General features: G+C 39.0%; 9 protein-coding genes. 5 read left to right on the top strand and 4 right to left on the bottom strand.

All coding sequences use genetic code 11. The features are described 5' to 3' along the window. The first annotated feature begins 7 nt into the window (after positions 1-7). The 4 genes from BP861_RS00245 to BP861_RS00230 all read left to right on the top strand — a co-directional run bounded on the left by BP861_RS00245 (position 8) and on the right by BP861_RS00230 (position 4,204). Entirely contained in the window at positions 8-292 is a 285-nt protein-coding gene (locus BP861_RS00245) for a MoaD/ThiS family protein (RefSeq protein WP_292371428.1), read from the top strand. Positions 293-408: 116 nt separating this feature from the next. Next, positions 409-1,020 (top strand): cysteine hydrolase family protein, encoded by a 612-nt coding sequence (locus tag BP861_RS00240; protein WP_292371426.1) that lies wholly within the window; start codon positions 409-411, stop codon positions 1,018-1,020. 417 nt (positions 1,021-1,437) lie between these two features. After that, positions 1,438-1,728, top strand: coding sequence for a hypothetical protein (locus BP861_RS00235; RefSeq protein WP_292371425.1), 291 nt, complete (start codon positions 1,438-1,440; stop codon positions 1,726-1,728). 862 nt (positions 1,729-2,590) lie between these two features. Further along, entirely contained in the window at positions 2,591-4,204 is a 1,614-nt protein-coding gene (locus BP861_RS00230) for a M6 family metalloprotease domain-containing protein (RefSeq protein ID WP_292371423.1), read from the top strand. Between the two features lie 269 nt (positions 4,205-4,473). Here the strand turns inward: BP861_RS00230 and BP861_RS00225 are convergent, their stop codons facing one another. From BP861_RS00225 to corA, 4 genes are all read right to left on the bottom strand, one after another. Then, positions 4,474-6,471: a M3 family oligoendopeptidase gene (locus BP861_RS00225; RefSeq protein WP_292371421.1), complete on the bottom strand. Its 1,998-nt coding sequence runs from the start codon at positions 6,469-6,471 to the stop codon at positions 4,474-4,476. Between the two features lie 485 nt (positions 6,472-6,956). After that, a complete protein-coding gene (locus BP861_RS00220) occupies positions 6,957-7,862 on the bottom strand; it encodes a mechanosensitive ion channel family protein (RefSeq protein ID WP_292371420.1) in 906 nt (301 codons plus the stop codon). Then, a complete protein-coding gene (locus BP861_RS00215; RefSeq protein ID WP_292371419.1) occupies positions 7,850-8,593 on the bottom strand; it encodes a DUF432 domain-containing protein in 744 nt (247 codons plus the stop codon). The genes BP861_RS00220 and BP861_RS00215 overlap by 13 nt, the downstream gene beginning before the upstream one ends. A gap of 292 nt (positions 8,594-8,885) precedes the next feature. Further along, entirely contained in the window at positions 8,886-9,950 is a 1,065-nt protein-coding gene (gene corA, locus BP861_RS00210; RefSeq protein ID WP_292371418.1) for a magnesium/cobalt transporter CorA, read from the bottom strand. A 300-nt stretch (positions 9,951-10,250) separates the two neighbouring features. Between corA and BP861_RS00205 the strand changes: the two genes are divergently transcribed. Next, the gene (locus BP861_RS00205; RefSeq protein ID WP_292371416.1) at positions 10,251-11,174 is read left to right on the top strand and encodes a mechanosensitive ion channel family protein; all 924 of its coding nucleotides are present in this window, start codon (positions 10,251-10,253) and stop codon (positions 11,172-11,174) included. The last annotated feature ends 214 nt before the right edge of the window (positions 11,175-11,388 follow it).

Here is an 11,388-nt window from a genome sequence, read left to right as displayed (position 1 = left end):
CTTTAACATGAAAGTAAACCTGAAATTCCTGGCCTCAATCCGCGAAATAGTCGGAGCGCACGAAATCCAATTCGAAATAAATCCAGGCAGTACAGTGGAATCCCTGCTTGAGGTTCTGGAATCCCGCTTTGGAGCAGAGTTCAAAGAAGCAGTTGGAAAGCCTTTTGAGGACAAGAACCCAAAAATTATGTTTATAGTTAACGGCAGAGACATAGACTTCCTTAAAGGGCCCAGAACAGAACTGAAAGAGGGAGACACTGTGGTCCTTATTCCGCCTGTCGCAGGCGGATAAAAGACAGAGCTTAACCGAAAGCTGCATGGTAGCTCTAAAAAGATTTATGTTAATTCGTGCATTAATTTATGGATATAATCAATTACAGCTAAGATTGAAAAGGGTGAGCCTGGAATATGGAGTCAACGAAAAAGGATGAAACCTTGAAAGCTCTGGTTATTGTAGATATGACTAACGATTTCGTGTATGAGACTTACGAATATGAAGGCACGTTATATGAAGGTAAACTTGTAGCCCCATTGGGAAAGGAAATTGTTGACAAAATAGCCAGGCTAATAATAAAGGTAGTAAAGGGGGGAACAGTCAGCGTTCTCAGGCTTCCGAAAGATCACCCCAACGCCTTTATGAATCCCGAACTAGAACTGAAAATCTCAGAGATGGGAATTAATGAAGTATTCATGACAGGTCTGGTTGAGGAAGTCTGCGTATATATTAATAGCCTGGGCTTCCTTGAAAGAGGCTTTCGAACAAATATAGTAAAAGGTTGTACCGCGCCTTTTGATGAAGGAAAAGGGAGAGAGGCCTTCAGTGAGCTTATGGAATGCGGAGCAAAAATGGTTGACGATATTCCTGATGACATAAAGGTCATCCTGCTTCTCGAAGACGAGCACGACGAAAATTCCGAAGAAATAAAATCAGGAGAATGGCCGCCCCATAATATGAAAGGAACCCCCGGAGCCATGACCGTAAAACCGATCAGGGATATGCTTGAGGGAAGGTATAGTTAAGTAACCCAAAACAATTCCAAAACAATTGACCCGAATATTGCCGGACGCCTGGGTTTGAGTCGTAACCCAATAGATGTAAAAGATAGCAAGACTTTAATCATTGGTGAAGATAAATTTGAAGCTGTCAAACTCCGTATAAAACGACTAAGAAAAGAAATTCAGCTTCGTTCGAGGTTTTTTGCAACAACTATAACTCCTGAAAGATTGACTAATTTTTCTAGTTTTCAAAATGAATTATGTTTTAAGATCTGGTATTGAAGGAACTCGTGGGTTAGAATACCATACCCAGCACTAAGAACCGATCCAAGGATAACATATCCATTAGCATGGATGGAAAAAGGCTTATTTGCAAAAGCTTTCAATTAATATATTCAATTAATATATTATACTTTACGTGATACCATGGACGGATAAGAGATGACCGCTATATTTGGGGAGTTATTGAGCTTCGATCAAGAAAACGGTCCTGAGGTAAAGCTGAGAGTCTTTGGGGATGAGTTCTATGCTCGCTACGAAACGGAAGAAGGATATACCGCGATCTACGATGAAATTTTAGGAAAATTCACATATGCCCGGATAAAAGATGGCCGTTTCGTCTCCAGCGGAGTTGATTTAAGCCATAATCCACCACTTGGACTTGAAAAGCATCTAGAAGAATCAGATGAGGTACGCATGAAAAAGGCCGAAAAAAGATTCTCCCGATATTAGCTGTTATAGAGAGCAATTAGCATCGTTTATTTCCATTAGACCTCCTACTTTAAACATATAATTGAGTCTGTTTTGATTTCTTCTTAAATTAGAGCATGAATTTTTTTGGAATTATACCTTTTATCCACACATAACATTGTGATTTTCTTGTTCTATTTAATTGTATTATGAGAGCATTTGCATGTTTGATTTTATGATTTGTTTTCTGACTAATCTTCCATTCTAGTATTATCTTCTATCTTCTCCGTGATACTAAAAAGCTTTAGATTTCTTGAAAAAATGAGATCAAGCATAAAAATGAGATCAAACATAAAAGAAGGAATTCCTGATACAAACAACAAATTCTAAGTGTAATTTCATAGGCTATTTTATATTGGTAGATTAATAAAAATATGGGGTTATTCGATATTTCATGTGGGTTGAAAATAATTGCTTATTAGAAAGTGGCCAGACCAAAAAGAGAAACATCAAGCTTGAGTGTGATTTTCAGTAATAAACGTTTCTAATATTATATATGCTACTATATGCTACTTTAACATTCAGGGAGTGAAGGAAGTTGCCCACTAGAAACAGCGAAGAGCTAATGTTGGTTTTATGTCAACCAACGGAATAAAAAATCATCGTCAAAACGGCTCCTGTAGTAAACATATCTGTAGAAAAACTCTCTAAATCAGCTAAAGAAGCCGAAAAGAAATGAACACAATTTGTCGGGTTATTCAATCCAAATTAATGTAGATCCGTTATTTCAGAGGATTTCTACAGAGCCAAATTACCTCCTGTGATATAAATTTTAACAGTTTAGAGAATATTTTATCAAAAGGCATTAAAAGGCCTTAAAACTAATTCGAGGAGATGGTTGAAGATGAGTGCAATAACTGGGGAGATACTCACCTTCTCTCAGGAGAAGGGACCTGATGTAAAGCTTAGAGTTTTTGGTGATGAATTTTATTCCCGCTACGAGAACCTTGACGGGTATACCGTGGTTTATGATGTCGATTTAGGGCGGTTCTGCTACGCATATCTGTTCAAAGGCGAATTCGTCTCTAGTGGAGTAGACTTAAGCCATGCTCCACCCGAGAAGATTTGGCGGCATCTCAAAGAGTCCGAACAGGTAAGAAATGCCAAGTTCGAGACCAGGTATGCCAAGATGAATCCTCCAGTCCCACCATACCAGCCCATTGCTACCATCAGGACCTATGGACCAAATAAAGGCCTTCTTGAAGGTCGTAGATTAAGCGAGGGAAACATTAAAGGATTGACCATTCTGGTCCAGTTCAAAGATGTGAAAAGCACTGTCACCCGGGAAGATGTGGATAATATGCTCAACGGAGAAAATTACACCGAGAACGGTAATTTCTGCTCCGCCCAAGAGTACTTCCGGCTCATGTCCGGAGGAAAGCTGAATTACACCAATGAGGTGGTCGGACCGGTAACCTTGAGCAAGAATCGGCGATACTATATGAACCATCTCCTGGTCGAGGAAGCCTTGGACCTTGCAATAGCCAGCGGCGTGGATCTCAAGAAATTCGACTCACAGGATGAGGGAATAGTGGATGCTATCAACATACTCTATGCAGGTCAGACTCAGTACATAGGAGAACTCTGGCCCCATAATTACTTCCTGGAGCTCAGGCGCGACAGCATGAAGACCCATTTCTATATGCTTTCCAGCCTTGGCCGGAGCAAAGAGGACTTGAGCATAGGCACATTCTGCCATGAGAATGGCCATATGCTCTGTCGCTGGCCAGACCTCTATGACTACGGCACCAGAGATGGCGATTTTGAAAAGAGCTCAGGTCTTGGCTATTACTGCCTCATGAGCGCGGGCAACCATAACGATAGAGGAAGGACACCATCTCCGGTATGTGCTTATTTGCGTTATCTTGTGGACTGGTGCGACAACGTGGTATGCCTGGATAAACCCGGCGAGTACCAGGCAGTGCATGGAGAATACAACAAAGTCCTGATCTTTGAGAGCAGGAAACCCAATGAATACTTCTTGATTGAGAACCGCTCTCAGTTGGACCTTGACAAAGATATACCTTCCAGCGGCCTGGCCATATATCATTGTGATATACTGGGGTCCAACGAGTGGCAGGGAGGAACTCCCACCAATCATTATCAGTGCGGATTGCTTCAGGCCGATGGACATCTGGACCTTGAAACCAACCGGAATATGGGAGATGAAATGGATCTATTCAAAGAGACAGCGGCAACGGCCATAAGCCATTCCACCATGCCTTCCTCTAACTTGTGGGATGGCTCAGAGTCCGGTCTGACCATCTCCAACATCTCAACACCCGGCCATATAGTAACATTCCAGGTGGGCACATATGGAGTTAGCCCCGCCATACAAGCGGTTACCCCAGGCATTGAAGAGAAGGGAATTCCAAAGCATGCAGAGCTTATAAAGATCATTGAAGACGCTCAGGTTAAGATTGATGAAGGGTTAGAAAAGTTGAGGGCAATTGCCTAAAAAATAATCTTTTAAGGTAACTTTTTAGCCTTTTATCCTCTTTTTTGGCATGGAAGTACTTAAAAATACTTTCATATTTTTGTGCCTGTAATTCTAAGAATTTTATGTTCGTTTCTTGGGAATCTATTCTCCGAACCCCATAACCAAAGTTAACAAACTCTAAAATTTTGGTCTTTCCTACGAGGTAATGAGCTAACTCTTTAGTCTTAAACAGCATGATAGATCCCCAAGTTATCCTTTTTTCGAGAATTCCCTCTCCCAGAATATTTTTAAGAATTATTCGTCCTTTGCCAATTTATACCCAATTTATACAATTCCTGAATCCTTGACTCCACGACATTCATCGCGTCTTCAAAGAGCTGTCTGTCGATTTTGATCCCGAAATATTCCTTGAGTTTTTCTTCAGGAGGCATTGTCGAGCCTGCCGAGAGGTAAGCAACGTAATTTTTGTTGAAAGCTTCAAGGTCTTCCCTGTACTGTTTGAAGAGGGCTAGGGTTATTGCCTTTGAAACCGCGTAATTGAATGTGTAGTAGTTGCTTGTCAGATAGATATGATTGATGTAAGTCCATTCCGCGGAATCTTCAGGGTAATACTCAACTGAGCGGCTTCTGTATTCTTTAGAAAGGTCTGTCCAGATAGCATTAAGTTCATCTCCGCTTACAGTTTCGTTTTTTGCACAGAGCCTGTGAGCTTTATATTCAAATTCCGTAATCAAGGGCTGCCTGGTAAAAAAGTTCTGGTAATCGTCAATCTGCTGAGAGAGTACGGCAACCGCAGTATTCCTGTCAGAATTTTCGACAACATAATCAACAAGAAGCTCTTCGTTGAAAGTTGAAGGAATTTCCATTTCATAAATTGTTCCTGAGCAGTAAAGATAGTCCACAGAATTACCCATCAAGTAGAAATTAATGGCGTGTCCCAGTTCATGGGTTAAAGTTTTCTGATCCCTGATAAGGCCGTCATAGTTCATAAAGATCAGAGACGGCTCTTTCAGAGCACAGATATCAGTACAATATCCTCCTGGCTGTTTTCCATGTTCAGGATCTGGGTACACATCTATGAAACTGCCAGTTATCATTTTTAAAAAAATTTCTTTGAAATTAGGGTTCATCCTAGAATAGGATTTCAGAATTTCTCGCAAGGCCTCTATGTAAGCATATTTTTTGCCAGGTTGGTCTGTCAGTTGCAGCATAAGGTCATATGGTTTAAGAACGTCAAGCCCGAGTTTTTTCCTTCTGAACTCGTTGTAGTTTTCAAATATATCTTTTCTTTGCTTGAAGACCGTATTCATATTCTCAATCTGATCATGAGTGAGATAGAGGTTATAGAGACTGTAGTCATAGAAATCCGTGTAGTTCAACTCTCTGGCAACAAGGTCATCAAGTCGGGCTTTTCTGGAATAGAGAGATGCCATGGAATCGGATTCATCAATTAGATGGTAGAACCTCTTGTCATAACATTTTTTCCTGTTTTCCCGGCTTGGGTCTGTTGATAGTAAAGTACTGTAGGACTGGGAATTGATGGAAAATTTCTCTCCGTTCTCAAGCGTTATCTCTCCTGCCTTTGTGACTTTATTTGTGATTTCGGAAAGTGCCTCGGTCTCCAGTTTCATACGCTGGTTTTCGAGCTCTGCAATATACGCAGCCTGGGACTCATTCACTGGCCTATGCTCTGCGAACCTCATATAATTAGCTTCAAGATAAGCCCTGTAAACCTCAATTTTGGGTTCTTCAGAAAAGAGCCTGTTCCACTCCTCCTTTCCCAGTGAGGTCAACTTTACGGTTGCAAAGGCTTGGGCTTTCTTATATTCGGTAAGCAAATCCTGAGCACTTCCAAGCAGAGAGATAAGGAACGAGTCATTAACGTTTTTACTTAGCTGAGTATATGCATAAGTATACAGGACATCAAGCGATTTTGAATAAGCCTTTTCAGCTTCAAGGTACTCAAGTAAAGTAGTCCCTGACAACATTTCAAACTTAGGGCGGAAAGTTTCGTTTATGTCCTGTGATTTCTTCTTTAATCTTTCAAGCTCTTCTGAAGCATTTTCCCTGCTGCTGAAAAGATATGAATCATTCCACTCCGTAGTAACCTTCTCGGAATTAAGCTCTTCAAAATTATATTCATTGCCTGTGCTTTCAAAGGATTTATCCGGCTTTCCAGAAGTCCTGCCTTCAGGAAAAACTGCAAGAGACAGTAATGCTCCGAGCGCGAGGGATCCCTTAAACATCCCTGAAGCTATGAATCTTTTAACAGATTTTGATTTCATAGACCATTTCCCCTTGTATTTATCAAAATACCTATATTAAATCCATTTAATTAGTTCTTATTTCATTGATCTCATAATCTCATGATATTTTGCAATTACATGATTTCATAATTTCATTGACTTCCATTGACTTCAGAATCTCATAAACTTCATGCAAAAATGTCATTTGCTTCATATAAATTACTAACGAATATTGTTCAAAATGAGAAAGGAAAATATTTACTATAATAGTTTCCTATCAACAAGAAGATTTTGCATAGTAACTTAAATAACATAATAAAATGAGTAAATAAAATAAGTAAAAATAAGTAAAAATAAGTAAAAATAAGTAAAAATAAGTAAAAATAAGTAAAAATAGGTAAATAAGTAAATAAGTAAATAAGTAAATAAGTAAAAATAAGTAAAAATAGGTAAATAAGTAAATAAGTAAATAAACAATAAAAATCAAAATATTTGAGACAAATCTGTCTGCGTAACAGGTTTACTCAGGATAAAACTCTTTCTTCGTAATTTAGTATACTTTCGATTTCTTTTACCGGCTTCAGTTCTTCAGGGACTTTCTGAAAATCGGTCTGAATGCGAATTATACGCTGTGGTAACGGAATCTCTATGCCATTCTCTTCCAAAGCCTGTTTTATATTCCACAGGATTCTGGTTTTTATTCCGAACCATTCGTTCACAGGTGCCCAGATCCTGACAGAAATATTTACGGAACTTTCTCCGAGATCGCTTACGAAAACCGAAGGGGAGGGATTAAGGAGAGCAAAGGGTTCTTTGTCGATAATGTCCTTGATAAGCCAGATTGCGGCATTGGCATCGTCACTATAACGGATCCTGATTGTATATTCAAACCTTCGGACAGGATGCCCTACAATGTTCGTGATATTTGTTGTAAAAACCTGCTGATTTGGGATGCGAACAAGAAGTCCCTCAAAGGTTCTTATATGGGTAGAAATTATGCGGATATCTGTGACATAGCCAGACACATCGTTAATTTGAACCTGATCCCCTATTTTTATAGGCCTTTCGACCATAAGGAAAAAGCCCGAAACCAGATTCCCCACAATATTCTGGCTTGCAAAACCAAGAATAATACCTGTAACTCCTCCTGCCACTAGGAACGCTGAAGGATCAATTCCTATTAGAGATACATTAGAAAGAAATACGATAGTAAGCATGCCATAGTAAAAAACTTTGATGATAGTCTCAGCCATATCTTTACTGACTCTGTCTTTAAGAGACCTGCGCAGGTAAAGCGAGAGAATTTTGGCAAGTAGGATTGAAAAAGAAAGAATTAGTATAAACTTTAACACAGATCCCAGAGTTACGGTACCATCTAAGGCAGGCAAGCCTATTTCAAGAAGATCAAGATTAGTAATCAAAATCCCCACCCCATGTAAAATTTAAGGGGTGCAAAACCAAGCTTCTGAAGGCTATAGACTCCGAAAGCTTCTTTCCGGGTTTTAAAATCCTTCAGAGGACTACTTTTTAACTCCCCGCTAAGATACTGTAACTCAAAACCTGTTTCAGCCGTGTTCTTGTTAAGGATATCCATACGCGCTCGCGTAAAAACATCACCTGCATAATAAAGTTTCATACCGTATGCACTGAAAACTACTTTTGAGATCGACGCCCAATCCGAGGAAGCATTTCGAAGTGTCAGTTCAATAACTCCCTCCTGTAGAGGGTTAGGGGAAGGAGAAATTGAATATATCTGACTTTTCCAATGCTTACAGATGACTCCGTTTGAAACCTCCCCATAAAGGGTAAATTTCTGCCTTACCAGGCTCAGCACATCAAGAAGCTGGAGATTTTTGTCTCCCTTATCCGCGATAAAAACGCCTATTTCTATCGGAAAAGTCAGAAAAATCTTCCTTTTAGCTCCTGCCGCAAGCAGCAGGATTTTCTCAAACTCTATCAGTAGGTTGGGAGTGATTTCTTTTGGAGTGTTTAAGGGCTCTACTGGATTTATAATCAGGCGCTTTTCATCTCCAAGAATAATTTTCTCTACATTATCCGTTCCGAGTGTCCTTCTGTATATCCATTGCTCTCCGATTTTTGTCACGGAAATAACAATTCCTTCCTGTTCTACTGAAAAAGGGGGATTATAATGGCCGTACATAATATCCTGGGAACTAACACTTTATAAATAATTCTCTGAATTCCTTAATATAGATATCACACATTATAAAAATTTTTTCTTTTAGAGGTGTTTCTATTTTCTTTTAGAGGTGTTTCTATTTTCTTTTAAAGGTGTTTCTATAATCTAAAGAAAAAATAGATATGAAATCAGCACAGAAGACAAAAAGGCCCAATGGAAAAGCTAATAAAAACAGAGCTGATAGAAAAAGCAACAAAAAAGCTAATTGAAGAGGAGCAAAAAAGAAGCGAAGAAGTCTCCAGCTAAAAGAAAGTCAAACCCATTTCATTTTCTTAAAATAGATGAACATAGTGACTGCTAACAGGGTCATTCCAAATATTACTGCCGGATAGCCCCAGCGCCATTTGAGCTCAGGCATGTATTCGAAATTCATTCCGTAAACGCCTGCTATGAAAGTAAGTGGAATGAAAATCGTTGCTATGACTGTCAGAACCTTCATAACGTCGTTCATCCTGTAGCTTATGCTGGAGAGATATATATCAACCATTGAGGACAAAATATCCCGGAAATCTTCTACTGAATCAATTACCTGAATGGTATGGTCATAAACATCTCTCAGGTAAAACCTGGTATTCTCTTTAATAAGATTGGACTCGACCCTCTGTAAACCACTTATCAGCTCCCGGAGGGGCCAGACAGACTTACGAAGGGTAATCATATCCCGTTTGTACTTTTGAATAGTCTTGAGGATCTCAGGCCTTGGCTGTATTACCAGCCCTTCTTCAAGGTATTCGATTTCATCCCCAAAGTGCTCAAGAATTAAAAAGTAATTATCGACTACAGCATCAATAAGACTGTAGGCAAGATAATCCACCCCGCTTTTCCGCAGGCGAGAAGCCGGGTTTTCAAACCTTTCCCTCACCGGATCAAAAACGTCCCCCTGCCTTTCCTGAAAAGAGAGAATATAATTCGGGCCAATGATGATGCTTACCTGGTCTATAATAATCTCTTCCTTTTCCGCATCAAGAAGAATCATTTTTAAAACTGTATAAATATATGAATCATAATCTTCAGTTTTTGGCCGCTGTCCTGTATTGAGCACATCTTCAAGAGTAAGGGGATGGATATTGAAATAATTTCCAAGCTTTTCTATAACGTCTACCCTATCGAGCCCATCTACATTTATCCAGAAATTGATGTCTGACTGGCCCTTAAACTCCAAACACTCTTCAACCGAATCCAACTCTTTTTCTATAATTTTTTCATTGTTATAGGCCAGAACTCGGATTATTACTTTTTCGACCTTCTTTTCCCCCACATGGACAAGCGTTCCAGGTGCAAGCCCGGATTTAGATCCTCTTCTACCAAAAGTCCCCATACTTGTTTCTCTGCCTCACCTTCTAATAAAAATAGACTACTCAGTAATTAAAGCTCCATTGATTTAAGCCTGTGTACAACATTTAGTCCAAATATTTTTGTCAATTTTCTGAGTAAGTTTGGTTTACTCTTAACGCGATCTACTTCTCAATGCAAAATAAGCTTTTTATATGCTTGCAGATAAATATATGTATTATATATTTAATAGGATAATATGATAAACATATAATTAGCTTTTTCCAAAAATCGGGGAATTTGGGAATTTCGTCAGTTTTAGAACTAGGATATAGGGGTGACTAATATGGCTGAAGACCAAATTATGAATAGCGTATATAGTATGCTTGACCAGTTTATAGCATTTATTCCGACATTAGTAGCAATAATTGTTCTCATTATTATAGGAAAAATCCTTGGGACATTTCTTGGAAGAGTTGGTGCAAGCATACTGGATAAGATAGGACTCGATGATCTTGTTGATAGAACCGTGATAGGTAGAATGATAAGAAGAGGACAGATGAGTACGGTTGGCTTTTTTGATGCAGTCATCCGATGGCTCGTTTATATCATCTTTGCCTTGATTATCCTTAATATTCTAAACATCCAGGCAGTGAATAATTTCATCAACCTGGTAATATACTACATCCCACTTGTGATCTCTGCATTCATTGTACTCTTAATAGGCTTCCTGATTGTAGACTTCATTGGTGATCTGATTAAAAATCTGCTTATTTCGATTGGAGTAGACGAGAAATTTGAAAGGACACCTTTCGGAGCGTCAGTCAGATCAGGAGGACTAACAGCCTCAGGAATCATTTCCGGATTGGTAAGACTGTTTGGGTATCTGATATTTCTTACAACTGCATCGAATATTTTGCAGTTGACCATGCTTACCCAGTTGCTAATAAGTATTACTGAGTATTTACCCAGGCTTTTTACAGGTATTTTGATTCTGATAATAGGGATTCTTTCTATCGATATAGTGATGGATTACCTTACAAGTACGATCAGAGGTATGAATGTAGAGGGGGCAGATATTATCCTTCCTCTACTGAGAGGTTTTCTATTCCTTATCGTAATTCTGGTGGCACTGGACACGATGCTCGTTAACACCAGTATCCTTTACCTGTTCTTTGGGCCGCTGGCATGGGGAATTGCAATTGTAGTCGCGTTCAAATACGGGATAAAAGATGCTCTTGTTGCATATGCCAGAGAAAGAGGTAAGTAAGTAGTCACATAAATCCCTAAACTTCGATTAAAGAAGTTTTTGTTACGTATGCCAGGAAAGGAAGTAAATCTTCCTTTCATTTATTTTAAATGCTTCTTCATCAGTCTTGATTAAATTGTCCTAAGATAGTTTATTCCAAACTTAGTTTCTACACAGTTTATATTTCTTTCAGTTTATATTTTTTTAAATCAATATTTATTTAAAGCTTCTTGTC

Source organism: Methanosarcina sp. UBA411 (assembly GCF_002495725.1).
GTDB lineage: Archaea > Halobacteriota > Methanosarcinia > Methanosarcinales > Methanosarcinaceae > Methanosarcina.
Note: the sequence above shows the minus strand (reverse complement) of the source record. Positions and strands in the feature narration are given on the sequence as shown.

What these genes read in the sequence shown, in the direction of transcription:
- BP861_RS00245 (WP_292371428.1), top strand. Translation starts at nt 8, where the DNA reads ATGAAAGTAAACCTGAAATTCCTGGCCTCAATCCGCGAAATAGTCGGA.
- BP861_RS00240 (WP_292371426.1), top strand. Translation starts at nt 409, where the DNA reads ATGGAGTCAACGAAAAAGGATGAAACCTTGAAAGCTCTGGTTATTGTA.
- BP861_RS00235 (WP_292371425.1), top strand. Translation starts at nt 1,438, where the DNA reads ATGACCGCTATATTTGGGGAGTTATTGAGCTTCGATCAAGAAAACGGT.
- BP861_RS00230 (WP_292371423.1), top strand. Translation starts at nt 2,591, where the DNA reads ATGAGTGCAATAACTGGGGAGATACTCACCTTCTCTCAGGAGAAGGGA.
- BP861_RS00225 (WP_292371421.1), bottom strand. Translation starts at nt 6,471, where the DNA reads ATGAAATCAAAATCTGTTAAAAGATTCATAGCTTCAGGGATGTTTAAG.
- BP861_RS00215 (WP_292371419.1), bottom strand. Translation starts at nt 8,593, where the DNA reads ATGTACGGCCATTATAATCCCCCTTTTTCAGTAGAACAGGAAGGAATT.
- corA (WP_292371418.1), bottom strand. Translation starts at nt 9,950, where the DNA reads ATGGGGACTTTTGGTAGAAGAGGATCTAAATCCGGGCTTGCACCTGGA.
- BP861_RS00205 (WP_292371416.1), top strand. Translation starts at nt 10,251, where the DNA reads ATGGCTGAAGACCAAATTATGAATAGCGTATATAGTATGCTTGACCAG.